This is a genomic window from Bradyrhizobium sp. USDA 4353, from assembly GCF_054063215.1.
In genome coordinates this window covers 5,449,008-5,474,668 of record NZ_JBSSGB010000001.1, presented here as the reverse complement: position 1 = coordinate 5,474,668, position 25,661 = coordinate 5,449,008, and the positions used below count along the sequence as shown (strand labels likewise).

23 protein-coding genes and 1 tRNA gene are annotated in these 25,661 nt (G+C 65.3%); 11 read left to right on the top strand and 13 right to left on the bottom strand.

Annotation, left to right across the window (positions count from 1 at the left end):
* The first annotated feature begins 19 nt into the window (after window positions 1–19).
* From ACVILH_RS24770 to ACVILH_RS24745, 6 genes are all read left to right on the top strand, one after another.
* Entirely contained in the window at window positions 20–598 is a 579-nt protein-coding gene (locus tag ACVILH_RS24770) for a beta-1-3, beta-1-6-glucan biosynthesis protein (RefSeq protein WP_456717067.1), read from the top strand.
* 331 nt (window positions 599–929) lie between these two features.
* Window positions 930–3,632, top strand: coding sequence for a glycosyltransferase (locus ACVILH_RS24765; RefSeq protein WP_456715221.1), 2,703 nt, complete (start codon window positions 930–932; stop codon window positions 3,630–3,632).
* 482 nt (window positions 3,633–4,114) lie between these two features.
* A tRNA-Lys gene (locus ACVILH_RS24760) sits at window positions 4,115–4,190 on the top strand.
* 238 nt (window positions 4,191–4,428) lie between these two features.
* Window positions 4,429–5,520, top strand: a complete 1,092-nt coding sequence (locus ACVILH_RS24755; RefSeq protein WP_456715220.1) for a DNA adenine methylase — start codon at window positions 4,429–4,431, stop codon at window positions 5,518–5,520.
* Entirely contained in the window at window positions 5,520–6,359 is an 840-nt protein-coding gene (locus ACVILH_RS24750; RefSeq protein WP_456715219.1) for a DpnII family type II restriction endonuclease, read from the top strand. The genes ACVILH_RS24755 and ACVILH_RS24750 overlap by 1 nt, the downstream gene beginning before the upstream one ends.
* A gap of 761 nt (window positions 6,360–7,120) precedes the next feature.
* Window positions 7,121–7,738, top strand: a complete 618-nt coding sequence (locus tag ACVILH_RS24745) for a LysE family translocator (RefSeq protein ID WP_456715218.1) — start codon at window positions 7,121–7,123, stop codon at window positions 7,736–7,738.
* A gap of 64 nt (window positions 7,739–7,802) precedes the next feature.
* Here the strand turns inward: ACVILH_RS24745 and ACVILH_RS24740 are convergent, their stop codons facing one another.
* A complete protein-coding gene (locus tag ACVILH_RS24740; RefSeq protein WP_456715217.1) occupies window positions 7,803–8,315 on the bottom strand; it encodes a DUF2721 domain-containing protein in 513 nt (170 codons plus the stop codon).
* A gap of 153 nt (window positions 8,316–8,468) precedes the next feature.
* Here ACVILH_RS24740 and ACVILH_RS24735 point away from each other — a divergent pair, with 153 nt between their 5' ends.
* Window positions 8,469–9,428 carry a patatin-like phospholipase family protein gene (locus ACVILH_RS24735; RefSeq protein WP_456715216.1) on the top strand — a complete coding sequence of 320 codons (960 nt, stop codon included), beginning with the start codon at window positions 8,469–8,471 and terminating at the stop codon, window positions 9,426–9,428.
* A 74-nt stretch (window positions 9,429–9,502) separates the two neighbouring features.
* Here the strand turns inward: ACVILH_RS24735 and ACVILH_RS24730 are convergent, their stop codons facing one another.
* The gene (locus tag ACVILH_RS24730; protein WP_456715215.1) at window positions 9,503–11,140 is read right to left on the bottom strand and encodes an isocitrate lyase; all 1,638 of its coding nucleotides are present in this window, start codon (window positions 11,138–11,140) and stop codon (window positions 9,503–9,505) included.
* 144 nt (window positions 11,141–11,284) lie between these two features.
* Here ACVILH_RS24730 and ACVILH_RS24725 point away from each other — a divergent pair, with 144 nt between their 5' ends.
* Window positions 11,285–12,751 carry a helix-turn-helix domain-containing protein gene (locus ACVILH_RS24725; RefSeq protein ID WP_456715214.1) on the top strand — a complete coding sequence of 489 codons (1,467 nt, stop codon included), beginning with the start codon at window positions 11,285–11,287 and terminating at the stop codon, window positions 12,749–12,751.
* A 65-nt stretch (window positions 12,752–12,816) separates the two neighbouring features.
* Here the strand turns inward: ACVILH_RS24725 and der are convergent, their stop codons facing one another.
* The 6 genes from der to ACVILH_RS24695 all read right to left on the bottom strand — a co-directional run bounded on the left by der (window position 12,817) and on the right by ACVILH_RS24695 (window position 18,690).
* Window positions 12,817–14,187 carry a ribosome biogenesis GTPase Der gene (der, locus tag ACVILH_RS24720; RefSeq protein WP_456715213.1) on the bottom strand — a complete coding sequence of 457 codons (1,371 nt, stop codon included), beginning with the start codon at window positions 14,185–14,187 and terminating at the stop codon, window positions 12,817–12,819.
* A gap of 81 nt (window positions 14,188–14,268) precedes the next feature.
* Window positions 14,269–14,790 (bottom strand): hypothetical protein, encoded by a 522-nt coding sequence (locus ACVILH_RS24715; RefSeq protein WP_456717066.1) that lies wholly within the window; start codon window positions 14,788–14,790, stop codon window positions 14,269–14,271.
* 72 nt (window positions 14,791–14,862) lie between these two features.
* Window positions 14,863–15,516: a tetratricopeptide repeat protein gene (locus ACVILH_RS24710; protein WP_456715212.1), complete on the bottom strand. Its 654-nt coding sequence runs from the start codon at window positions 15,514–15,516 to the stop codon at window positions 14,863–14,865.
* Between the two features lie 180 nt (window positions 15,517–15,696).
* Window positions 15,697–17,292, bottom strand: coding sequence for a class I adenylate-forming enzyme family protein (locus ACVILH_RS24705; protein ID WP_456715211.1), 1,596 nt, complete (start codon window positions 17,290–17,292; stop codon window positions 15,697–15,699).
* Window positions 17,293–17,403: 111 nt separating this feature from the next.
* The gene (locus tag ACVILH_RS24700) at window positions 17,404–17,991 is read right to left on the bottom strand and encodes an NnrU family protein (RefSeq protein WP_456715210.1); all 588 of its coding nucleotides are present in this window, start codon (window positions 17,989–17,991) and stop codon (window positions 17,404–17,406) included.
* Window positions 17,992–18,096: 105 nt separating this feature from the next.
* The gene (locus ACVILH_RS24695; protein WP_456715209.1) at window positions 18,097–18,690 is read right to left on the bottom strand and encodes a hypothetical protein; all 594 of its coding nucleotides are present in this window, start codon (window positions 18,688–18,690) and stop codon (window positions 18,097–18,099) included.
* Window positions 18,691–18,850: 160 nt separating this feature from the next.
* On the opposite strand from ACVILH_RS24695, the gene ACVILH_RS24690 reads away from it, so the two are divergent.
* From ACVILH_RS24690 to ACVILH_RS24680, 3 genes are all read left to right on the top strand, one after another.
* A complete protein-coding gene (locus tag ACVILH_RS24690) occupies window positions 18,851–19,582 on the top strand; it encodes an aspartate/glutamate racemase family protein (protein WP_456715208.1) in 732 nt (243 codons plus the stop codon).
* Between the two features lie 89 nt (window positions 19,583–19,671).
* Window positions 19,672–20,538 carry a S1C family serine protease gene (locus ACVILH_RS24685; protein WP_456715207.1) on the top strand — a complete coding sequence of 289 codons (867 nt, stop codon included), beginning with the start codon at window positions 19,672–19,674 and terminating at the stop codon, window positions 20,536–20,538.
* Window positions 20,535–20,936, top strand: coding sequence for a response regulator transcription factor (locus ACVILH_RS24680; RefSeq protein WP_456715206.1), 402 nt, complete (start codon window positions 20,535–20,537; stop codon window positions 20,934–20,936). The genes ACVILH_RS24685 and ACVILH_RS24680 overlap by 4 nt, the downstream gene beginning before the upstream one ends.
* A gap of 22 nt (window positions 20,937–20,958) precedes the next feature.
* On the opposite strand, the gene ACVILH_RS24675 is transcribed toward ACVILH_RS24680, so the two are convergent.
* The 5 genes from ACVILH_RS24675 to ACVILH_RS24655 all read right to left on the bottom strand — a co-directional run bounded on the left by ACVILH_RS24675 (window position 20,959) and on the right by ACVILH_RS24655 (window position 25,649).
* Complete coding sequence (locus tag ACVILH_RS24675; RefSeq protein ID WP_456715205.1) at window positions 20,959–21,237, bottom strand: helix-turn-helix domain-containing protein; 279 nt, start codon at window positions 21,235–21,237, stop codon at window positions 20,959–20,961.
* Window positions 21,238–21,403: 166 nt separating this feature from the next.
* Window positions 21,404–21,793, bottom strand: coding sequence for a type II toxin-antitoxin system RelE/ParE family toxin (locus ACVILH_RS24670; protein WP_456715204.1), 390 nt, complete (start codon window positions 21,791–21,793; stop codon window positions 21,404–21,406).
* Window positions 21,794–22,049: 256 nt separating this feature from the next.
* Complete coding sequence (locus ACVILH_RS24665; protein ID WP_456715203.1) at window positions 22,050–23,669, bottom strand: peptide chain release factor 3; 1,620 nt, start codon at window positions 23,667–23,669, stop codon at window positions 22,050–22,052.
* 313 nt (window positions 23,670–23,982) lie between these two features.
* A complete protein-coding gene (locus ACVILH_RS24660; RefSeq protein ID WP_456715202.1) occupies window positions 23,983–24,990 on the bottom strand; it encodes an anion permease in 1,008 nt (335 codons plus the stop codon).
* A 14-nt stretch (window positions 24,991–25,004) separates the two neighbouring features.
* Window positions 25,005–25,649: a DUF47 domain-containing protein gene (locus tag ACVILH_RS24655; RefSeq protein ID WP_456715201.1), complete on the bottom strand. Its 645-nt coding sequence runs from the start codon at window positions 25,647–25,649 to the stop codon at window positions 25,005–25,007.
* Window positions 25,650–25,661 lie beyond the last annotated feature (12 nt).

The window sequence follows — 25,661 nt, the reverse complement described above, 5'->3', positions numbered from 1 at the left end:
GGCAACATTCGGGGAATTTATGGGTCGACGCGTGCTCCAGTCCAAGTTTTCGGTTTCCCGCCTTGTCGCGTCCGTAGGCCTCTCTTTGGGCCTTGCGGTCCTCGCCGTTCCCGGCGCCTTCGCCCAGAGCGGCAACGACCACCCCCAGGACCAAAAGCCGCAGGCCTCCAGCCCGGCGGACCTCAAGGAAAATCAGCGCAAGGCGGATGAATTCAACGAGGCCGCGCAGGCGTTGAGCGGTGGACCGGCCGGCAATCCGGAATGCGTCTGGCTTGGCCGGCGCGTCGTGCAGCTGATGTACCGCGACGACCTCGATACCGCCTTCCGCCACCTCGACCTCTATGACCGGTTCGGCTGCCCGGGCGGCCACATCCAGGCCTCGTTCCGCTGCCTCACCCGCTTCGTCGGCCAGATCGACGACAAGGTGCCGAACTCGCTGAACAACCACGTTCATACCTGCTGGATCAATCCGGACGCCAAGCCGCAGGTCGCAGCCGCCCCGGCACCTGCTGCCACGCCGGCCCCGGCCGGATCGGCGCCGGCGGCCCAGCCGGCCGCGCCGCAGGCCTCGCCCTCGCCGCAGCCGGCCAAGCAGTGACACCAGCGCCCTGCCCGGCCACCGCGCCGGCAGGGCAGCCTCACAGCGATTGCAGCACCGCTGCAGTTGTTTAATCGCGCCGCAGCGCTATCGTGTCGCAGGTGGTTCGGCTCCGATCGGTCCGGCGGTTCAGCCCTCGTTCAGTGATGAACCGGCCTTAATGCGACCACCGGCAAGGCCAATGACGGCATGCCGGTGCCCGATCGAAGCCGCGCTTCGCCTGACGTGCCTGGGCAGCACGCAAGCGAAGCGTCTCGCTGGAGCGCCGCGCCTCGTCCTCTGTTGATCCGCCGCTCCTGTCTGTCTTCAGCCCGCCATGGTGTCCCGACCGATGCGCTTGACCGCAGCCGTCATCCTGTTCGTCGCCGCCGCGCACGCCGCGCTGTGGGGGCTCCTGCAGACCAAGCAGAGCGCGCCCGATTTCACCGGCATGCTGCCGAGCGTCTCCTACGCGCCGTTCGAGGGCACCGACCATCCGGATGTCGACAACGTCCCCAATGCCGAGCGCATCCGCTCCGACCTGAAGAAGCTCGCGACCATCACCCGCGCGATCCGGCTGTATTCGTCGACCGGCGGCGTCGAGCTGGTGCCGCCGATCGCGGCCGAGGTCGGGCTCAAGGTCATGCTCGGCGTCTGGATCGACAAGAACGAGGACCGCAACAAGCGCGAGATCGCGGCGGCCGTGCAGCTCGCCCGCCGCAACAGCAACGTCATCGGCATCGTCGTCGGCAACGAGACGCTGTACCGCGGCGAGCTCAAGCCGGACGAGCTGATCGGCTACATCAAGCAGGTCAAGAAGTCGGTCAGCGTGCCCGTCACGACCGGCGAGATCTGGAACCTGTGGCGCGACTATCCGCAGCTCGCCTCCAACGTCGACTTCATCGCCGCGCACGTGCTGCCCTATTGGGAGTTCTTCAACCACACCCAGGCCGTCGACCAGGCCGTCGACCGCTACCAGGTGCTGCGCGAGAAGTTTCCCGGCAAGCGCATCGTGATCGCCGAGTTCGGCTGGCCGAGCGAGGGCTATAATCGCGGCATCGCCGATCCCGGCCCGTTCCAGCAGGCCTGGGTGCTGCGCAACTTCGTCACCCGCGCCGAAGCCATCGGCATGGAGTACAACATCGTCGAGGGCATCGATCAGCCCTGGAAGTTCTTCGAAGGCGGTGTCGGCCCGTATTGGGGCGTGCTCAACGCCTCGCGCGAGGCCAAGTTCGCCTGGACCGGCCCGATCGTGAACCCCGATTACTGGAAGCTCGCGACCATCGCGCTGCTCGTCGGCGTGCTCCTGTCCTTGCCCATCTTGCGGCTGCGCCAACCGACCATGATGCAGGCGATGGTGCTGGCGATCACGGCGCAGGGCGTCGGCGCCTGGGTGTCCAACGTCTTCGCCTATTGGAACGTGCATTATTTCGTCTGGGGCTCGGCCTTCGCGCTCACCCTCGGTCTCATCCTGCTGGTGCCGTTGATCCTGATCGCGATGGCCCGCATCGAGGAGATCGCTGCGATCGCGTTCGGCCGCGCGCCGCGCCGGCTGCTCACCCGCGACAAGGTCGCGCGCGACCGCGCCGTGATGCCGCAAGGCTATTGCCCAAAGGTCTCGATCCACGTGCCGGCCTATTTCGAGCCGGTCGAGATGATGAAGCAGACGCTGGATGCGCTGGCCCGCCTCGACTACCCGAACTACGAGGTCGTCTGCATCATCAACAACACGCCCGATCCTGCGTTCTGGCAGCCGATCCAGGATCACTGCCGCATGCTCGGCGAGCGCTTCAAGTTCATCAACGCCGAGAAGGTCAAGGGCTTCAAGGCTGGCGCGCTGCGCATCGCGATGGAGCGCACGGCCGCCGACGCCGAGATCATCGGCATCATCGACGCCGACTATGTGGTGACGCCGGACTGGCTGTCCGACCTCGTGCCGGCCTTCGCCGATCCCGCCGTGGGCCTGGTGCAGGCGCCGCAGGAGCATCGCGACGAGGACCTGTCGCTGATGCACTACATCATGAACGGCGAATATGCCGGGTTCTTCGACATCGGCATGGTCCAGCGCAACGAGGAGAACGCGATCATCGTGCACGGCACGATGTGTCTCATTCGCCGCGCCGCGATGGACATGGCCGGCGGCTGGTCGAGCGACACGATCTGCGAGGACACCGATCTCGGCCTCGCCATCCAGGAGCTCGGCTGGAAGACCCATTACACCGCCACCCGCTACGGCTCGGGCCTGCTGCCCGACACCTACGAGGCGTTCAAGAAGCAGCGCCATCGCTGGGCCTATGGCGGCTTCCAGATCGTCAAGAAGCACTGGCGCCGCTTCCTGCCCGGCCGGAGCCGGCTGACGGCCGACCAGAAGCGCGAGTTCTCGCTCGGCTGGCTCAACTGGCTCGGCGCCGAGAGCCTCGGCGTGGTCGTCGCGATCCTCAACCTGATCTGGGTGCCGATCGTCGCGTTTGCCGGCATCGCCATCCCCGACAAGATCCTGACCATTCCGATCATCGCCGCCTTCGTGGTCTCGCTCGCGCACTTCCTGATTCTCTACCGCCTGCGCGTCGCGGTCCGCCCCTGGCAGATGCTGGGCGCGATGATCGCGGCGATGTCGGTGCAATGGACGGTCAGCCGCGCCGTAGCTCAGGGCCTGATCACCGAGCACCTGGCGTTTGCCCGCACGTCCAAGGGCGGCCTCTCCAGGATGTCGATCGAGTTCCAGGCGTTTTGGGAGGCCGTCATCGGCGCCCTGCTCCTGATCGGCGCCGCCATCCTGATCACGACCAACTATCTGGCGATCACCGAGCTCTACATCTTCTCCGCCGTGCTGATCCTGGAGAGCCTGCCGTTCCTTTCGGCCGTGGCCATCGCCGTCCTGGAGATGTCCCGCATCAACTCCTTCGACTTCTGGCGCCACGCCACCGTGCGCACCGCCGAGCTGATCGGCCTGCGCCCGGTCTGGGTGCCGGAGCTGGCGGGCCCGGGAATGCTGCAGCCGATCCAGCCGGCGCCGCTAAGCGCGGCAGCGACGAAGGTGACAGAGAAGGCGTGACGGCCGGGGGCGAGCGGCGGCAAACCGCGCCCTTTGCGCCCCGCTCTCCCCCCACCGTCACGGCCGGGCTCGCCCCGGCCATTCACGCCGCGAGCCCGGCCACGTAGCCGGATGAGCGGAGGCCAGAGCCCGCAGGCGCAGGCATCCGCGATATCCGGGTTCATCGCAATCACCCGTGAGATCGCGCATGTCGCCCCCGCCGACGCTCTGCCGAGCGCCGACGGCGGCTCATGCGGGCTACGAGACCGTCATCGCCGCACCCACATGACCAATCGATCCCGTGGTTTCCCCCGCCCGCCCTATTGACCGGAACGGACCCAACCCCTACACAGCGCCCACGACAGGATGCGGCCCACGGGCCAGGGGCTTCCCCCCGTTGCCGCAGCCCGCAGTGAACCACAGCCACGCCGCAAGCGTTCTGATGGTGACCTGCCGACGATCCGGACAGTGACGGCCAGCCGTCACATTGCTTCCAAGGAAGCGAGCGCGTAGCTCAGCCGGTAGAGCACGTGACTTTTAATCATGGGGTCCCGGGTTCGAGTCCCGGCGCGCTCACCATCCGTTTTGATCAACTGTGCAGCTCATCAGTCTCGGCGGTCGAGAAAGGGATTCGCTGGTCACGCGGACACAAATCCCTCGTCTGGCGACGAAAATTGCAAACGGTGCCCCAACCCACCCTGCACTAAAGAACCTATGCAGGAAATGGCCTCCTGAGTTCTTTTGGGTGCGCAAGTGCTTTCGACGGGAGTAAGGTATCTCTTAACGCTCAATAGCGGCATCGAATCGGGGACCCGTCATGGGGAATGCGGTAGCGCTAAAGAAGATTGCCCAGCTCGCGGCCAATCCTCCGGCGTCAAACGTCGATATTTCACGTGCCGTCAGTTATCCCGAACTTCGTTACATGGGTTCGAAAAAGCGATTACTGCCTTGGATTAGTCAAGTCCTAGGTACGCTCGATTTCGAAAGTGCTCTCGATCCGTTCTCAGGGACAGGATCGGTGGGGTATCTGATGAAGACGATGGGAAGAACTGTCGTTGCATCAGACTTCTTGAATTTTTCAGCGACGATTGCCCGCGCTACAATAGAGAATAGCTCGCGTCATCTTGATCAGCTTCATATCAAAAAGCTACTTAGCCCAAGACGCCCGTCACAGTCCTTCATAGAACGGACGTTCGAAGGAATTTTTTACACGAAGGATGATCTGCGCTTTTTGGACCGTGCGTCATCAAACATCCGCCAGCTCGACGATCCTCAACTGCAAGCACTTGCTTACGCGGCACTCTTCAGGTCTTGCGTGAAACGGCAGCCAAGAGGAGTGTTTACGGTTTCTGGAGATCTATCACGCTACGATGATGGTCGTCGTGACCTCCGGCTGTCTCTTGAAGAACACTTCATCGAGCAGATCGATGTCTTCAATGCGGCGGTTTTCGACAACGGTCGTCAGAACATGGCGGCCTTTGGCGACGTATTCGAATTGCCTCTAAAAGAGGTTGATCTGGTCTATCTCGACCCCCCGTACGTTCCAAGATCCGACGACAACTGTTACGTCAAACGATATCACTTCTTGGAAGGCCTATCCTTGTATTGGGAGGATTTGCCTATCGATATGTCCACTAAAGTCCGAAAAATAGCTAAGAAATTCACGCCCTTCAGCTACCGGAAGACCGCCATACAGGCGTTTGATAAGATGTTTGCTCGCTTCGCTAAGAGCATCATCGTTCTCTCTTATAGCTCAAATGGGTTTCCGGATCTTGATCAACTCGAAAGCCTACTTCTCCGATACAAGAAGTCCGTGACTGTTTTTGAGAAACCGCACCGTTACCATTTTGGTACCCACGAGAACGTCGAACGGGCGCAAGCCACAGAATACCTCATCGTAGGAAAGTAATGCAGCGCGTTGTTCAATCCATTGAAGATATTCTGTCCGCCCTTAAGCCACTTACAGTGGAATGGCAGGACGACGTCGCCACCCGAGTAATCGGAAAGCTGAAGGAGATCCCCGTCGTGAATAGCTACGATATAGAAGACGTCGGAATACTCCTAGACGAAGATTTCGAAGACGGCCTCTTAATTTGTCGATTGTTCCTCGGGTTATCGAAAGACCAGTTTATGGCTAGCCTTGGTGAGGCGTTAGCCCCAGGCGGATCTGGAAAGACACGCTTCAAAAACGATCGCGCAGGATTTCTTGCTGGCCTTGCCGCGCTTGGCATAGCGGATGCCATGGTGGCTGAGGTCGGCAGAAAAGTTCATTGGAGTGACACTCTGGTCGAGCGACTTCGGAGCGGTCGAGGCAGCGCTATCAGCGGTCAGCGCCGCGGACGCGGTCTTGAGGACTTCGCTGAGGAAATGGTGCGCCAAGTATTTGGGTCAAAGTTCGCGTCTCGTTCGAACTTCATAGGAGCTCACGGCAGGATAGCCAAATGCGACATTGCCATTCCATCAATGAATGATCCTCGAATTGTTATCGAGTCCAAAGCGTATGGAGCCACCGGCTCGAAAATGACTGACGTCATCGGAGATATTGAGAAGATCATTTCCGCAAAAAAGTCCGACACAGCATTTTTGTTTGTTACTGACGGATTGTCATGGCGCCAGAGGCAAAGTGACCTCCGGAAAATCATCGCCTATCAAAACAATAGCGACATCACGCGCATCTACACCCTGGCCAGTTCAAAGCAATTCGTTCAAGATCTTAGTACGCTGAAAATTGAGATGGGCATTGAATGAGTCGCTCTGCGCAGAGTTGCAGCCAACCATCGAATAATTTTTCGGGGCGCGGACCACGCCTGCCCTGTCGTCAATAATTTTCAAACGGCCTTTCAAGACCATCGCGCCTGTCAGTCTCCCCCACGAGAATGTTTCGCTTCCCTTTTTCCGAATTCCATGCTACACACACCCCATCCCGTGCTCCTCGAGAGGGGCGGATCGCGATCGTCACGGACGTTGGGTGCGGGGAGCGGTGGCCGCAGGTGGATCGCAGCGTGCTCGAGGTGCGCGGACGAACGACTGCTTGCGGACGTGAAATCGCGTGGTCCTGGCGCCCCGATGCTGGCGCCAAGTCCGATGGGGATGATGACCCCTTGGGCGACGGTGGCTAATAAGCCGGACACCGGGGAGATCGCGTATAAGCGTGAAGACCACCGCGCGGGGAATGCCGGATGTCGGCTGAACCTGTGGTGACTGCCGCCTGCTTTTTGTGTTGCAGGCGGGCCATGGGTTGCGGCCAGCAGCCCGGCATTCCCCGCGCCCTCTGTTGTCAGGGGGCGAGACGACCTGAAAAGCTCGGGCGCGCACGCGCCGCGATGACGGTCGAACGCGTCCCCTGCCCTGATGTCCTCACGCGCCGCGGTGTCGGCCTGCGCCGTGCCCGGCGGCTCGCTGCCACGTGAAGCGCGTGCAGCTATCGTCCGACGGCGCGGCGTGGAATGTTGGGGTCTGATTTAGAATAACGCCGGCCGCTTTCGCAGCCGCAAACCCGGAGACCGCCGATGTCCACTGCCTTCCTGCTGACCTCGCTGATCGTGGTCGCCTCGCCCGGCACCGGCGTGCTCTATACGCTCGCGGTTGCTCTGACGCGGGGCTCACGCATGAGCGTCGCCGCGGCGTTCGGCTGCACGCTCGGCATCGTTCCGGCGATGCTGGCTGCGATCATAGGCCTCGCCGCCATCATGCACACCAGCGCGCTCGCCTTTGCCGCGCTGAAATATTGCGGCGTCGCGTACCTCCTGTACATGGCCTGGCAGACGCTCGGCGAGCGCGGCGCGCTGTCGGTGGAGGCCAAGGATGATGAGAAGGCGCGCTCGCCCGTGCGCGTGGTGCTGACCGGCTTCCTGATCAACATCCTCAATCCAAAGCTGTCGATCTTCTTCCTCGCCTTCCTGCCGCAGTTCATCGCGGCCGACGAGCCGCATCCGCTTGCCGCGATGCTGGAGCTATCGGCTGTGTTCATGGCGATGACGTTTGCGGTGTTCGTGGTCTACGGGCTGTTCGCATCAGCCGTGCGCGATCGCGTCGTCAGCCGCCCGCGCGTGATGACCTGGCTGCGCCGTGCCTTTGCCGGCGGATTTGCTTTGCTCGGCGCGCGGCTGGCGCTGAGCGAACGCTGAGGAGACTGTCTTGACCGCGGCGCGCCGGGTGATGGTTCGGATCGGATCGATCGCCGGCTCGCCGTCACAGCGCCCGGTCGCGCGGCGCGCGCGACAGCCGGCCGGGCTCCAGGCCGGTGCGGTGCGCCAGATCGGGCACGTCGAGCAGCTCGGCGTCGAGCTGGCGATGCGTGTAGGACGCCTCGATGATCACCAGCACCGTCGCTGCGATCACCAGCGCGAAGCCGCCGAGGGCGCAGAGCGTGCCGAACACGGTCACGACGGGCGTATCGGGCACGATCACGTCCACTCCGCCCGCGATCATCGTCAGCAGAAACAGCACCGCGGCGGCAAGGCCGCCGAGACAGGCATAGCCCATCAGCGCGCAGCGCCGCTTGAACAGCAGCACCTGCTCCCTGACATTGTCGCGGCGCTCCGGCGCGTGCTCGGCGCTGCGGAAGTCGCTGATCGCCGCGCGATAGCGATCGATCGCCGCATCGTAGCGCTGTTGCAGGAAGCCCATGAAGATCCAGGCCGCGAAGATGATCGAGGCGGTGGGACCGAGGGCCTTGAGGATTTCGGAAAGCTGAAACGTCATCGGCGGGCAACCGCGCGCCGGCTGCATCGTTCCTGGCGGAGTGCCCGAGGAACCATCGCGCGGGCGGGGCCGTTGGCCGGGCCCGCGCGGAGCGCCGCGCTTTCCCAACCATTTCAATCGTGCATGACGGCAGATCACAAACAGACATGCCTGGTGTTGTCAGGAGGGCTTGGGCTCGGCGCCTATCATGGCGGCGTGCTCGACGGCTTCGTGGCGCGCAGCCTGCCCCTCGATTGCGTCACCGGCGCCTCCGCCGGCGCGATCTCGGCCGCGCTGATCGCCGGCAGCGCGCCTAAGGCGCGGATCGATCATCTGCGCCGTTATTGGCAGGCGGATGCATCAGCGCAGCCCTTCGTCGGCGATCCCAACCGGCATCTGTCGGCCTGGATGAGCTCGCTCACGACGCGGCTGTTCGGCTCCTCCGGCTTCTTCCATCCGCGCCTGCCGTCGCCGGTGACGCGCTTCAGCGGCTTGTACGATCTTGCGCCGACCCGCGCGCGGCTGCGCGAGCTGATAGATTTCGGACGGCTCAATAGCGGCGAGCCGCGTCTTGCGATCGTCGCCACGGATATTGCGAGCGGCGATGCCGTGGTGTTTGATTCCGGCCGCGAGCGCATCGAGATCGACCACATCCTCGCAAGCTGCGGCTTCATTCCGGAATTCCCGCCTGTCGAGATCGGCGGACGCTGGCTCGCCGATGGCGGCCTGTCGCTGAACGCGCCGTTCGAGCCGGTGCTCGATGCCGAGCGGCCGCTACGTCTCTTTGTCATCGATCTGTTCGCGCGCGACGGCGCAGTGCCCGACGGCATCGAGTCGGCCGCGGAGCGCAAGAACGATTTGATGTTCGGCAACCAGACCTATCAGCGGCTCCGCCACGCGCTCGCCGCCCGCCGCTTGCGGCGCCAGCGTGACGGCCTCGACGACACCGACGAGGTGCATCTCCTCAGCTACCGGCCGGGCGACGAGGAGGCCGGTCCGGAAAAATCCTTCGATTTCTCCCGCATCGCGATGGCGCAGCGCTGGCGCGCCGGCCTGCTCGACATGCACCATGCAGCGCAACCAACGGCCCCCGTCGACGGCATCCACATCGTCAGGCGCTCGAGGCGTGCATGAGCCAACGAACAACCCGCCTGGGGCGTTGCCGCCCCAGACGGGTCGTCTCAGTTCAACTGGTCACCCGGCGGAGCTCAGCCGAACTGATTCATCGTGTTGTGCGCGCCGCCGGCCTTCAGGGCCTTCTCGCCCGCAAAATATTCCTTGTGGTCGTCGCCGATGTCGGAGCCGGCCATGTTCTGGTGCTTGACGCAGGCGATGCCCTGGCGGATCTCGGCGCGCTGGACGTTCTTGACGTAGCCCAGCATGCCCTGCTCGCCAAAGTACTCGCGGGCGAGATTGTCGGTCGACAGCGCCGCCGTGTGGTAGGTCGGCAAGGTGATCAGGTGGTGGAAGATGCCGGCGCGCTTGGCCGAGTCCGCCTGGAAGGTGCGGATGCGCTCGTCGGCTTCCTTCGCCAGCGGGGTGTCGTCATACTCCGCCTTCATCAGCTCGGCGCGGTTGTACCTGCTGACGTCCTGGCCCGCCTCCTTCATCGCGTCATAGACCTGCCAACGGAAGTTGAGGGTCCAGTTGAACGACGGCGAGTTGTTGTAGGCGAGCTTGGCGTTCGGGATCACCTTGCGGATGCGGTCGACCATCTTGGCGATCTGCTCGATATGCGGCTTCTCGGTCTCGATCCACAAGAGGTCGGCGCCGTTCTGCAGCGAGGTGATGCAGTCGAGCACGCAACGGTCCTCGCCGGTGCCGGGGCGGAACTGGTAGAGGTTCGAGGGCAGCCGCTTCGGGCGCATCATCTTGCCGTTCTGGTTGATGATGACGTCACCGCTGCGCGCGGTCTCCGGCGTCACCTCCTCGCAGTCGAGGAAGCTGTTGTACTGGTCGCCGAGATCGCCCGGCTGGCTCGAGAAGGCGATCTGCTGCGTGAGACCAGCGCCGAGCGAGTCGGTGCGGGTGACGACGATGCCGTCCTCGACGCCGAGCTCCAGGAAGGCGTGGCGGCAGGCGCGGATCTTGGCCAGGAAGACGTCATGCGGCACGGTGACCTTGCCGTCCTGATGGCCGCACTGCTTTTCGTCCGAGACCTGGTTCTCGATCTGCAGCGCGCAGGCGCCCGCCTCGATCATCTTCTTGGCGAGCAGATAGGTCGCCTCGGCGTTGCCGAAGCCGGCATCGATGTCGGCGATGACGGGCACGACGTGGGTCTGGAAGCCGTCGATCTTGGCAATGATCTCGGTCTCCTTCGCCTTGTCGCCGGCCTTCCGGGCGGCATCGAGCGTGCGGAAGAGATCGTTGAGCTCACGCGAGTCGGCCTGGCGCAGGAAGGTGTAGAGCTCCTCGATCAGCGCGGGCACCGAGGTCTTCTCGTGCATCGACTGGTCCGGCAGCGGGCCGAACTCGGAGCGCAGCGCCGCGATCATCCAGCCGGAGAGATAGAGATAGCGGCGGTCGGTGCGGCCAAAATGCTTCTTGATCGAGATCAGCTTCTGCTGCGCGATGAAGCCGTGCCAGCAGCCCAGCGACTGCGTGTACTTGGTGCTGTCCTCATCATAGGCGGCCATGTCCGCGCGCATCACGGCGGCAGTATAGCGGGCGACGTCGAGACCGGTCCGAAAGCGGTTCTGCAGGCGCATGCGCGCCACGGCCTCGGCGGTGACGCCGTTCCAGGTCGGGTTAGCCTCGAGCAGCGCACGCGCCGCCTCGACCTCGGCCTGGTAGGACGAGGAGCCTTGGAGAGCCTGGTCGTTCAGTCCACGCGGTTGGAAGTTCATGTCCGTGATCCCTTGGTTAAGGACAACCTGGGACCTGTTGTAAGCAGCGTGTGCGCCCGGACCAGACATTGCGCGGAAAACTTGTCACACTTTACAAATCTCTCGTGTATAGCTGTAAGGAGCTTACAGCCCGGGGATTTGGCCATGAGTACCGCCACGGCACGCTCGATCTTCATGGGCCCGCGCCTGCGCCGGCTCCGGCGCGAGCTCGGCCTGACCCAGGCCGACATGGCCGCGGACCTCGAAATATCAGCACCTTACGTCGCGCTCCTGGAGCGCAACCAGAGGCCGGTGACGGCCGACATGCTGCTGCGGCTGGCCCGGACCTACAAGATCGACCTCGCCGACCTCGCCGGCGACGGCGGCGCCGACCACACCGCGCGGATGCAGTCGGTGCTGAAGGACCCGATGTTCTCGGACATCGACATTCCCGCGCTGGAGATCTCCGACCTTGCCGTCAGCTATCCCGGCATGGCCGAGGCGTTCCTGCGGCTCTACACGGCGTATCGCGAGGAGCAGCTCGCGCTTGCCGAGCGTGCGCCCGCGATCTCCGGAGGCGGGCCGCTGCCCGAGGGCTTCGACGCCAACGATCCCGTCGCCGACGTCCGGCGCTTCCTCGCCGCCCGCCGCAACTATTTCGCGGGGCTCGACGACGCCGCCGAGCGACTGGCGCAGGCGGTCTTCCAGGGCTCGGCGACCGGTTCGCCGCAGGTCTCGGCCAGCCCCGCCGGCTTCATCGAGCGCTTCCGCGAGAAGCACAAACTGCAAGTCCGCTACATGCCGCCGAACGTGATGCTCGGCTCGCTCAGGCGGCTCGACCTGCACCGCCGACAATTGCTGATCGAGGACTCGCTCGACAGCGCGAGTCTCAAATTCGAGCTGGCGCGGCAGCTCGCTTATCTCGAGCTCGACAACGAGATCAGCGCGGCGCTGGAGGACGGCAAGTTCGCCAGCAAGACGGCGGAGCTGCTGGCCCGGCGCGCGCTCGCGGCCTATGCGGCCGCGGCGATCATCATGCCCTATTCGATCTTCGCTAAAGCCGTAGACGCGAGGGCCTACGATCTCGAGGCGCTGGCCCGGCAGTTCGGCACCAGCTTCGAGCAGACGGCGCATCGCGTCACGACCCTGCAGAAGCCGGGCGCGGAAAAAATCCCCTTCTTCCTGATCCGCGTCGATCCCGCCGGCAATATCTCAAAGCTGCTCGACGGCGCGGGCTTCCCGTTCGCGCGTCATGGCGGCGCCTGTCCGCTGTGGTCGGTGCACGGCATCTTCAAGACGCCGCGCCAGATCGTGACGCAATGGCTGGAGCTGCCGGACGGCCGCCGCTTCTTCTCGATCGCGCGCACGGTGACCGCCGGCGGCGGCTCCTATGGCGCGGTGCGGGTCGAACGCGCCATTGCGGTGGGCTGCGCCGCCGAGCATGCCGGGCAACTGATCTACACCCGCGACGGCCGTGGCCCCGATGCCAACGCCCCGACACCGATCGGCACCGCCTGCCGCGTCTGCCATCGGCCGAAATGCGCGGCGCGCTCGGCGCCGCCGATCGGCCGCGAGATCCTGCCGGACGATTTCAGGACGTCGTCGGTGCCGTTCGGGTTTTCGTCGGATTGAGGAGACTGATGGAGGTCCGCCGCGATCAGATCAGGGGTCTCGAAGCGAGCTCTCCAACGAGCCGATCAGTTCGGCCGCTTGCGCTTGTGGGCGAACGGGTTAGCCTTCTCGCGCAGGGTGATGCGCACCGGCGTGCCCGGCAGCTCAAAAGTCTCGCGCATCGAGTTGGTGAGATAGCGAAGGTACGATTGCGGGATCGCATCCGCACGCGAGCAGAACAGCACGAAGCTCGGCGGCCGCGCCTTCGTCTGGGTGATGTAGTTGAGCTTGAGGCGGCGGCCCGACACGGCCGGCGGCGGATTGTCGGCGATCGCGCCCTCGAACCAGCGGTTCAGCGCCGCGGTCGGCACGCGCCGATTCCAGACCGCATAGGCCTCGACGATCGCCTGCATCAGCCGGTCGATGCCCTCGCCCATCAGGCCGGAAACGGCGACGATCGGCGCACCCGCGACCTGCGGCAGCCAATGGTCGGCATCCCTGCGCAGCGCGGAAATCTGGCCGGGCTGAGCGTCCATCAGGTCCCATTTGTTGACCGCGATGACCAGCGCCCGCCCCTCGCGCTCGATCAGGTCGGCAATGCGCAGATCCTGCTCCTCGAAGCGGTTCTGCGAATCCATCATCAGCACCACGACCTCGGCGAAGCGCACCGCGCGCAGCGCATCCGCCACCGACAGCTTCTCAAGCTTCTCCTCGATCCGCGAGCGCCGGCGCAGGCCCGCGGTGTCGAACACGCGGAAGCTGCGGCCCTTGTGCTCGATCTCGACCGCGATCGAGTCGCGCGTCGTTCCCGCCTCCGGGCTGGTCAGCAGCCGTTCCTCGCCGAGCAGGTGGTTGATCAAGGTCGACTTGCCGGCATTGGGGCGGCCGACGATGGCGACGCGGATTGGCCTTGCGGCCCGCTCCTCGTCCGTCTCCTCGTGCTCGTCGTCCTCGTCCTCGGTCGGCGGCACGAGCTTGCTGACGGCGTCGTAGAGCTCGCCCATGCCCTCGCCGTGCTCGGCCGAGATCTGGATGGGATCGCCGAGACCGAGCGCGTAGGACTCCATCGCGCCGAGCTCGCCATGCTTGCCCTCGCTCTTGTTGGCGAGCAGCAGCACCGGCTTGTCGGCGCGGCGGGCGAAATCCGCGAAGGCGCGGTCGGCGGGCGTCAGGCCGATGCGGGCGTCGATCACGAAGAACAGCGCGTCCGCGAGCGCGATTGCGGTCTCCGTCTGCTCCTGCATGCGCGCGGTCAGCGAGCCCTTCGGGCCCTCGTCGAGGCCGGCGGTGTCGATGATCGTGAAGCTGAGATCATGCAGCTTCGCCTCACCCTCGCGGCGATCGCGGGTGACGCCGGGCATGTCGTCGACGAGCGCCAGCTTCTGCCCGACCAGACGGTTGAACAGGGTCGACTTGCCGACATTGGGCCGGCCGATGATGGCGATGGTGAAAGACATGATGATCCCGCGCGTTGGCGCGCAGCTTTAGCCCATCCGGCCGCAAAACCGAACGGGCGATCCGCCGTTTCGCGAGCGAGATTAACGGCTGAACGAGCCGCTCGGCACCGGCGCCTGGAACTGGCCGCCCGATGGCTGCGCGGGCGCGGCGTCATCCGCCGGCGGGGCGGTGGTGCGGCGGCGGACGATCTTCTTCGGCTTCGGCGCCGCCGGCACGGCGGAGGCCCCCTCCTCGACCGCAGCCGCCTCGCCGTCCTGCGGGTCGGCCGGCGCTGGGTTGCTCACCGCCGCCTGCTGGCGGCCCTTGGCGCCCTTCTTGGCCTTGGGCTGCTCCACCGGAGGCGTCGGCGCCGCGGCTTGGGCCGCCGGATCCTCCATCGGCTGCTGCTGGGCGCCCTTGTAGAGCTCCTTCGGCACGCCCTGCTCGAGACCGGGTACGCCCTCCGGGAACACCGGCTTGCGGTCGCCCGGCAGCTTCTTCTTCGTATCCAGGAAGTCGAGCATATCCGACGGGTCGAAGCTGCCGCCGCTGGCGCAGCCGCCGAGAACGCCGGTCAGCGCGGTAAGGACGGTCAGGGCGATGAGACGTTGGGGGCGACGCATGGTGGTCATTTTCCGATCAAACTCAGTCTCGCCGGCGCAACGGTTGCGATCGGCGCAGCATCAGCTCCTGGATCAGCTCTTGGCGACGGCAGGCAGCAGCGCCTGCAACGCCTCTGCGCGCGAGCGCAGGCCCGGCGGGGTCTCACCGTCCAGCGCAATCATGTCGAGCCATTGACGGGCCGCGGCGGCATCATTGGCCTTCCAGGCCGACAGCGCCAGCAGCTCGCGAGAGGCATGGCGGAACGGCGCACCGGCCGCAGCTTCGCCTTCCAAGCGCTGCTTGAGGTCGGCATAGGGCGCGGTATCGACCAGCAGCCCCGCGGCGCGCAGGCGGGCCATCGACTGCTGCTCGGCGCCGATGCTCCGATCGGCCGCCAGCTCGTCAAAGAGCTTCACCGCCGCCGCCTTGTCGCGCACCGCGGCCTCGGCTGCCTGATGGAAGCGGGCCAGCATGCGGTACCCCGATGGGGCGGTGGCGGCGACATCGGCAAAGGCCTTTTCAGCCTCGGCGTGCTTGTTCTGCTCCGACAGCTCGATGGCCTTGTTGAAGGCTGCGCCCGCTTCGGCTGCCTTCTGGGATTCGAGGTACTGGTACCCGCGCCAGCCGCCGACGCCCGCGATGATCAGAACCGCCACGGCGATGATCAAGAGCGAGTAGCGGTCCCACAGCTTCTTGAGCTGTTCCCGGCGGACCTCCTCGTCGACCTCATCAATGAATTCAGACACTTAGTGACATCCCGTCAGAGTCGCTGCGAGCTCGCGCGAATGATGTTGAAGTGCCGCGCGAGCCGCCCATTGCCCGCACGCCGGCGCCGATACCGTATCGGTATGGCGCTGGCAAGGCGAGTCCAGCCGAATCAAAGCGTTACTGCCGTCCCGGCCTGCCACAGCGGTCGACGGCGGCTATCATGCCGTCAAGCCTTCGCGCAACTGCCGTTTCATCACCTTGCCGTTGGCGTTGCGTGGCAAGGGGTCCGCGGTCACGGTCAGGGTCTCCGGGACCTTATAGTCCGACAGCCGTTCGGCGCACCAGCGGCGAAGGGCTTCGCCACTCACCGGCTCGCGCGTCACCACCACGGCATGGACCCGTTCGCCGAGCACCGGGCACGGCTTGGCGACGATCGCGCTCTCGATCACTGCCGGATGACCCGCCAGCACCGATTCGACCTCGGCCGAATAGATCTTCAGCCCGCCGCGGTTGATCATGTCCTTCTGGCGGTCGAACACCCGGACGAAATCGTCGGCGTCGATCGAGCCGAGGTCGCCGGAATGCCAATAGCCCGCGGTGAAGCTTTCGGCGGTCGCCTCCGGCCGCTTCCAATAGCCCTTGATGACCTGGCCGCCGCCGATCCAGATCTCGCCGATCTCGCCGCGCGGCAGCTCTCGGCCTTCCGCATCCATCACCAGGATGCTGGCGCCCGGACAGGGCAGCCCGACGCTGTCGATGTGGCGGGCGGTCAGCTCAGGCGGCATCAGGGTTGAGGGCGAGGTCGTCTCGGTCGAGCCGTAGGCATTGACGAGCCGCAGGCCCGGGATCTTCGCCGCCAGCCGCTCGATGGTCGCCACCGGCATCGGCGCGCCGCCGAAGCCGCCGATGCGCCAGCTCGACAGATCGTGGCTGTCGAAGTCGGGCTGCAACAGGCAGAGATTGTACATCGCGGGCACCATCACGGTGTAGGTCACGCGTTCGCGCGCGGCGAGCTTGAGATATTCGCCGGCCTTGAACTCCGGCATGATGATCAGGGTGCCGGCGCAGCGCGCCATGCTGGTGACGTTGGCGACCACGCCGGTGACATGGCCGAGCGGCACCGCCGCGATCGAGCGATCGGATGGCGTCAGGCCGAGGCAGGCCTCGTAGATCATCGAGGAGTGCACGATGTTGCAATGAGCGAGCATCGCGCCCTTCGGACGGCCGGTGGTGCCGGAGGTGTAGAGGATCATCGCGGTGTCCTCTTCGCCCACGGCGATCTCATCAACATGCGGCGCGTGGCCGGCAAGCGCAGCGAAGCCGGAGCGTGCCGGATTGTCGTGAACCGTGATGCGCTCCAGCAAATCAGGCGTTTCGGCAGCAGCCGGCAGCCGCTCAGCCAGGGTCGCTTCGTGCAGCAGCAGCCGGGCGCCGCAATCGTTCAGCACATAGGCGATCTCCGGGGTCTGTTGCCGCGTCGACAGCAGCACGGTGATCAAGCCGAGCCTGGCGGCGGCGAACAGCGTCAGCACGAACTCGATGCGGTTGCCGAGCAGCAGCGCCAGCCGGTCGCCCTTGCGCAGGCCCCGCGCCTGCAGCCCGCCGGCAATGCGCCTCGCGGCGTCGGCAACTTGACGCCACGACAGGCGTTGCTCACCACAGATCAGCGCCTCGCCCTGGCCGTTCCGTGCGGCCGCCTGTTCGACCATGTCCCAAATGCTGGCCTGGCGCTCCGCAAACAGCGGCACCACGCGATCGCCGAAACGCTGCTCACGCCGCATCGGCATGATGGCGGCATGCTGCGACCACTCCATTGGATCGCCTCCCCTGAACTGTTCTTGTTGTTGCCGGTTGGCACCGGTCATGAGCGCCGCCCGGTCCGGGCGACGCGTCATTGTGCGGCAGAACGCGCCTGCCGAGAACCGCTAATTGCCGATGACGGGAATGCCGAGCACGACGGGATGGAACGCGAAAGCCAGCGCCGCATAGACGACGATGCCGACGACGACCGCGATGACATCGTTGCCGACCCCGCCCACCGGGATCGGCGGACCGCCGGCATCGGCACGGCGCTTCAGCGAGATGCGGTCGAACACGGCCCAGGCGAGAATCGAGCCGAACAGGATGATGCCGCCGAGATCGCCATTGGCGAGCAGATGGCCGAACGCCCACAGCTTCACGCCCGCCAGCATTGGATGCTTCAGCGTGGTGTAGATGCGGCCGCGAATGTAAGCGGCGACGATCATGATGACCGCCGGCAGCATCAAGGCGAGATTGATGTGCTTGAACGCCTTCGGCGGCGTCCAGACCTGGATCCAGCCGCCGCCATGGCGATACTCGGCAAAGCCCCAGACGATCAGCGCGAGACCTGCGAGCGCAACGACGGTGTAGACGAGCTTATAGGGCGCCTCGCCCAGCTTCGCGATCACCTGGGCCCGCGCCTCGCGCCGGGTCGTGAACACATGGGCGCCGAGAAACAGCACCAAGCCCACCACCATCACCAGAAGTCCCACGGCGTCCCCCTCTCGTGCACGCACACCCTGAGGAACTGGGTATCATCTTCGGGGGCGGCCCCGCAACGTGGGCCGGCGCTTCGCGGTCAGCCGCAGCGGACAGCACTATTGCTGCGAGGTCTTGCTCAGGTCGCGATTGTCGACATAGCGGATCGCGATCGGCCGGCCGGCCAGCGCGCCGCCGAGGCCCGAGGTGAACTTCAGCGGCAGGCAGGCGTCGAGCGAGGCATTGATCGCCTTGAGATAGGTCGCGCGGGTATCGGACGACGCACCCGAGGTGGCGAAGGTGACGCGCGGGGGCGCCACCATGTCGCCGGTCCGCTTGAAGCTGAAGCGAACGGTCATCTGCATGCCGGAGCGGGCGCTGTCCTCCGCCGGCGGCGTCCAGCAGGAGCGGAGCGCGGCGAAGAGATCGCCGATCGTGTCGAGATCGTGATCGGGCCTCTCGTACTTGGCGGCCTGATCCTTGGCCGGCTTGCTTTCGATGGTCAGCTGCAGGTTCTGGCCATAAGGATAGTTCATCTCCGGTATGCACGGCCACGGCCCATACACGCTGCAGAACGACGGCGTGCATGGCTGCTCGTCGAGCACGCTGCATGGCGTGTGCGCGAACGGCACCGGATTGATCTGACGCCGGCGTGCGTCGGCGGTGCCCGAGGCGGCCAGCATCAACAGGAGAAGCACGATCACACGCAGCATGGCACACTCGGGATGGGACGATTCAGAGCTGGTCGTGGCCAGGGAATTCGCAAGCTCAATCCCGTTCACATTCCTCGCGTTCCCGCTGACGTGAACGGCTCTCGACCGTTACAGCGGAACTCGGCTAGAACACGGCAGGACAGCAACGACGGATGCCCCGATGAGCCGCCCCAGCGAGACCGTGATCAACGTCATCAACCCGAACATGACGGCGACGATGACCGAGCTGATCGCGAAGGCCGCGCAAGTCAGCGCAAGCCCGACGACGCGGATCATCGGCCGCACCGCGCGGTTCGGCGCCGCCTCGATCGAGGGGCATTATGACGAGGCGATCGCGGCGGTCGGCATGCTCAAGGAGATAGAGGCCGGCGATGCGGAAGGCTGCCACGCTCATGTGATCGCCTGCTTCGGCGATCCCGGTTTGCTCGCAGCGCGCGAATTGTCGGCCGTGCCCGTGCTCGGAATAGCCGAGGCCGCGATGCATGCGGCGAGCCTCGTCGCGACGCATTTTAGCGTCGTCACCACCCTGTCGCGCACCAAGGTGATCGCCGAGCATCTCGTGCGCAACTACGGTATGGAGCATCATTGCCGCAAGGTGCGCGCGGTCGACGTCGCCGTGCTCGATCTCGACAAGCCGGAGGCCAATGTCCGTGGCACGCTGCTCGGCGAATGCCGGGCGGCACTGCGCGAGGACGGCATCGGCGCCATCGTGCTCGGCTGCGCCGGCATGGCCGATCTCGCGCATGATCTCTCCAGCGAGCTCGGCATTCCCGTGATCGACGGCGTTGCTGCCGCGGTGCGCTTCGCCGAGGCGCTAGTCGGATTGGGTCTGAAGACCTCGAAGCACGGCGATCTCGCATTTCCGCTGCCGAAGGCGCGCACGACGATTTGAGGGAGCTGCGGACCACGGCGCCTGCCCACCTGGGGAGTTCCGAAACGACCATCGACGCTCCACATTGGTCTCAACCGATGGAGCTCACGATGTCCGATCTCTCCGCCCTCTCTGCGCTGTCGTCAGCGCTCTCCGCCATGGTCGCCGCTGCCGCGCCGTCTCTGGTCTCCGTCCATTCGCATCGCTCGCGGGCCTCCGGCTTCCACTGGAAGCCCGGCCTCGTCGTGACGGCCGACGAGGCGCTGGCCGACGAGGGTGAGGTATCGCTCGTCTTCGCCGACGGCAGCACGCGGCCGGCCACGATCGTCGGACGCGATCACACCACCGACATCGCCCTGCTCCGCTTTGACGGCAAGAACGCGACGGCTGCGCCGCTCGCGAGCGATGTCCCGCCGCTCGGGTCGCTGGCCGTCATCACGGCGGCCGACCAGGGCACGCCGGTCGCAGCGCTCGCGTTGGTGTCGAAATCCGCCGGTCCCTGGCGCAGCCTGCGCGGTGGCGACATCGAGGCGCGGATCGAGCTCGACACGCGGCTTCGGCACAGCTCCGAGGGCGGCCTGGTGCTCGATGCGCAAGGGCGTGCGATCGGCATGGCCGTGCGCGGCCCGCGCCGCACGCTGGTCATTCCCGCCGCGACCATCACGCGCGTCGCCGGCAAGCTCGAGACGCACGGTCGGATCGCCCGCGGCTATCTCGGTGCCGGATTGCAACCGGTCCGTCTCGATGACGGCCTCGGCGCGATGGTGATGAGCGTCGACAAGAATGGGCCCGCCGCGACCGCCGGCCTCCGCCAGGGCGATGTCATCACCGCGCTCAACAAGGAGCCGTTCCGGGGCATGCGTGCGCTGATGCGAGAGCTCGGTCCCGAGAGTGTCGGCGCCGTGGTCGAGATCGCCGCGCTGCGCGGCGGCGAGCCGTTGCAACTGGCCCTGACTATCGGCGAGCGCCCTGCGTGAGCGCGGACGACCTTGCACCGATCTCGATCGCTATCGCGGTCGAGGATTCCGAGCTGGCCGACCGGCTGGCGGCGCTGCTCGGCGGCGTCGCCGGCCTGCGGCTGGTCGCGCCCGGCGAGAGCGCCGACGTCGCGCTTGTCGCGCCGGGCAGCACCGATGCGAGCGAGAACGATAACCACAGCAGTCAAACGAGCGACGCGTTTCAGCTCACCGCACGCGAGCGCGACGTGCTGGCGCTGATGGCGGAGGGCTGCTCCAACAAGGAGATCGCGCGCAGCCTCGGCATCTCCGTGCACACCGCTAAATTCCACGTCGGCTCGCTGCTCGACAAGCTCGACGCGACAGGGAGAACGGATGCGGTGGCGCATGCGGCGCGGCGGGGCATCATCGAGCTGTGACCTCCAGCGACCGGTCTTGCCCTCACAAAATCGCGTCAATCCCTTTGCGTTTGATCACGTTGAGAAGCACAAGCGTCGAGCCGGTCGGCTTCTTGTTACCCCTTTCAAGCTGGGACACGTAGCCGGGCGTAATATTCAGAACCTTCGCGAACACACCCTGGCTCATATTCGCCCGTTCGCGCATTTTGCGGATTTCGCTGCCGGTGAGCCGCCGGGTGACCGAGGCGTGGGCTGTGGACCCGAGATGGCGCAACGTGATCTTCTCATACCCGGCCGTGTCGATGACGCCCACGTCGTACATATCCCGCGCCGTCTCGAGCAGAGACGCCGTTAGTGGGCTGACCTTCCGATGCGCCGTCTTCGAAGACGAACTGCCCGCAGCCTTTGATGAACCAGGTGCGCTCTTCGACCTCCCGGATTTCCGAGCAGGCGCGGCGCCACGCGGGTTTCGTGATTCTCTCACGGGCCTATCTGCCTTTTTCCTCGTCATCGCGCTTCATCTCCAGCAACTTGCCTTCCATTACGGCCTTGTCGATTGTGGCCGCAGGCGCGGTCAGCCAAGCCCGCGCGATGTCCTTCAGGGTCTTTAGCTCGTCGGCTTCGATGTTTCCGAGATCGCTTTTGGCGAAGACATGCAGGAACACCGAGATCGTTTTCGAACGGTAGGCCAAGATCGCACGATACCCTCCGGACTTGCCAGCACCCGGCCGCGCCACTCTCTGCTTGATCACGCCTCCGCCAAGGTCGGCTTCAACCAGTCCCCGCTCTGCGTCATCGACCGCCCGAACGAGGAGCACGTCGGGAATGCCTTCGCGGCGGGCAAGTCGAGCGAATACTCTGACCTTGAAGATCCGCACGCCCGCGCTCCTCTGATACGGAGTATCATAGTTCAGAGAGCGATAGACATCAAGAACGTCCCGCGCCGGTCGCGTCCAGTCGCCCCACTCGCAGGGCGGGTGCGGGTGAGCGCTACGAGGAATTTCAGGAGGCGCCAAGCGGGGCACCCGCTCGGCGCCTCTGGATTCCATCGGTGGCATCACGAGCGGGCGAGATGGATGCCGGGCTCATCGCTGCGCGATGTCCCGGACTGACGGCCGAAGGCGGAGCAAGACCTCACGCCTTCTTCTTCACGTCCTTGACGTTGGAGAACACGATGCCTTCGGCGCGCTCCTTGGTGTAGCCGAGATAGAACTCGTTCTTGGCCAGGAACACCGGATCGCCGTCGACGTCGTCCGCGACGCCGGAATTGTTGGAGGCGATGAATGCCTCCAGCTTCTTCTTGTCGTCGCAGGAGATCCAGCGCGCCAGCGAGAACTCGGAGATTTCGAACTCGACCGGCAACGAGTACTCGGCATCGAGCCGCGCCTTCAGCACGTCGAGCTGCAGCGGACCGACGACGCCGACCAGCGCGGGCGCGCCGTCACGCGGGCGGAACACCTGCACGACGCCCTCCTCCGACATCTGCTGCAAGGCTTCCTTGAGCTTCTTAGCCTTCATCGCGTCCGTGAGGCGGACGCGGCGGACGATTTCCGGGGCGAAGCTCGGCACGCCGACGAAGGTCAGGTCCTCGCCCTCGGTCAGGGTATCGCCGATGCGCAAAGATCCATGGTTGGGAATGCCGACGACGTCGCCGGCAAAGGCTTCGTCAGCGACCGAGCGGTCCTGGGCGAAGAAGAACTGCGGGCTCGACAGCGGCATCGTCTTGCCGGTGCGCACCAGCTTGGCCTTCATGCCGCGATTGAGCTTGCCCGAGCACAGCCGCGCGAACGCGATGCGGTCGCGGTGGTTCGGGTCCATGTTCGCCTGGATCTTGAACACGAAGGCGCTCATGCGCGGCTCGGCGGCATCGACCTTGCGCAAATTGGAGTCCTGCGCGCGCGGCGACGGCGCGTAGCGGCCGAGGCCTTCCAAGAGATCGCCGACCCCGAAATTGCGCAACGCGCTGCCGAAATACACCGGCGTGAGATGGCCCTCGCGGAATGCGTCGAGCTCGAACGGCTTGCAGGCTTCCTTGACCAGCTCGAGCTCGTCGGTGATCTGGCCCATGTCGAGATTGGCGTTGAGCTTGCCGAGCTCGGAGATTTCGATCTGCTGCGCGGCGCCGGTCTTGGCGCCGCCACCCTCGAGCAGGCGCACGCCGCCATCGCGGATGTCATAGGTGCCGATGAAGTCGCGGCCGCGGCCGACCGGCCAGGTCATCGGCGTGGTGTCGAGTGCCAACGTCTTCTCGATCTCGTCCAGGAGATCAAAGGTGTCGCGGCTCTCGCGGTCCATCTTGTTGATGAAGGTGATGATCGGGATGTCGCGCAGGCGGCAGACCTCGAACAGCTTTCGCGTGCGCGCCTCGATGCCCTTGGCGGCGTCGATCACCATGACGGCCGAGTCGACCGCTGTCAGCGTGCGGTAGGTGTCTTCCGAAAAGTCCTCGTGGCCCGGCGTGTCCAGCAGGTTGAACACCAGACCCTCGAACTCGAAGGTCATCACCGAGGTCACGACCGAGATGCCGCGCTCGCGCTCGATCTTCATCCAGTCCGAGCGGGTGTTGCGGCGCTCGCCCTTGGCCTTGACCTGGCCGGCGAGATTGATGGCGCCGCCGAACAGCAGCAGCTTTTCGGTCAAGGTCGTCTTGCCGGCGTCCGGATGCGAGATGATGGCAAAGGTGCGCCGGCGCGCCACCTCGTCGGAGAGAGGCGAGCGGGACGGCTGGTCGGTGGTGACGGCGATATCGGACATGGGGCGGCGGACGTCGTTTCAGGGCCAGAGAGCGGCGATGTCATGGGAAAAGCGCGGGCTCACGGCCGCCGCGCGCCCTCCATATAGGCGTTTTGCACCGCAACTCCAACCGGGGAGTTAACCTCTTGGCCCAGGCGACCGGATCCACCTCTCCCCACCGGGGAGAGGTCGGCGCGCAGCGCCGGGTGAGGGGGTGCCTCAGAACGACCTGATCCCCTCACCCGGATTGCATCTGGCGATGCAATCCGACCTCTCCCGACGGGAGAGGTGGACCTCCCGTGGCGATCGACTTTCATTTTCCGTCCAACCCGGGTCAGTGCCGGAGCACCGAGACCAGCCAGAAGCTCAGGGCCGAGACGATGGCGGAGGCCGGAATCGTGAAGATCCAGGCGTAGACGATCGATCCGGCGACGTTCCAGCGCACCGCCGAGGCGCGGCGGGCGGCGCCGACGCCGACGATGGCGCCGGTGATGGTATGGGTGGTCGAGACGGGGACGCCAAGGAAGGTCGCCAGGAACAGGGTGATGGCGCCGCCGGTCTCGGCGCAGAAGCCCTGCATCGGGTTCAGCTTGGTGATGCGCAGGCCCATGGTGCGGACGATGCGCCAGCCGCCCATCAGGGTGCCCATCGCCATCGCCGCCTGGCACGACAGCACGACCCAGAACGGCACCGTGAAATGCTCGCCGAGATGGCCCTGCGAGTACAGCAGCACCGCGATGATGCCCATCGTCTTCTGCGCGTCATTGCCGCCATGGCCGAGCGAATACAGTGAGGCGGAAGCGAATTGCAGGATGCGGAAGGCGCGATCCACGGCAAAGGGCGTCGAGCGCACCGAGGCCCAGGACACGATCGCAACCAGGATCATCGCGAGGATCAGGCCAACCAGCGGCGACAGCACGATGGCCAGCACGGTCTTCGACAGGCCGCTCCACACCGCGGCAGAGATGCCGGCCTTGGCGACCCCTGCCCCGACCAGACCACCGATCAGCGCGTGCGAGCTCGAGGAGGGAATGCCAGCCGCCCAGGTCACGAGGTTCCAGACAATGGCGCCGACAAGGGCTGCGAAGATCACCTGCGCGTCGACGATCGCCGGGTCGATGATCCCGGTGCCGATGGTCTGCGCGACATGCAGGCCGAACACGCCGAAGGCAACGAAATTGAAGAACGCGGCCCAGAACACGGCGTATTGCGGCCGCAGCACGCGGGTCGAGACGATGGTCGCGATCGAATTGGCGGCATCGTGCAGGCCGTTCAGGAAGTCGAAGGCGAGCGCGACGGCGATGAGGCAGACCAGGATGGGCAGGCCGAGTTGAGCGTCCACGGCGCGGCCCTACCCTAGACCTGTTCGATCATGATCGAATTGATCTCGTTGGCGACGTCGTCGAAGCGGTCTGCGACCTTCTCGAGGTGATCGTAGATCTCGGCGCCGACGATGAAGTCCATCGTGTTGGCGTTGCGGTGCTTGAGGAACAGCTCCTTGAGCCCGATGTCGTGGAGGTCGTCGACGCGGCCCTCGAGCTTGGTCATCTCCTCGGTAATCGCGGTGATCATCGGCACGTTCTGGCCGATCGCCTGCAGCAGCGGCAGCGCCTTCCCGATCAGGTTGGCGCAGTCGACCAAGAGAGTGCCCATCTCGCGCATCGTCGGCTCGAACTCCTTGACCTCGAACAGCACCACCGCCTTGGCGGTCTGCTGCATCTGATCGATGGCATCGTCCATCGAGGTGATCAGGTTCTTGATGTCACCGCGGTCGAACGGGGTGATGAAGGTGCGGCGGACGGCGGTCAGCACCTCGCGCGTGATGTTGTCAGCGTCGTTCTCGAACTGGCTGACGCGCTGGCAATGGGTCAACACGTCGTCGCCGCCCTTCAGCATATCCACAAGCGCATGCGCGCCCTGGATCACCACCTTGTTGTGGCGGGCGAACAAATCGAAAAACCGCTCCTCCTTGGGGAGGACGGCGCGGAACCAGTTGAGCATGGGACGAGATCC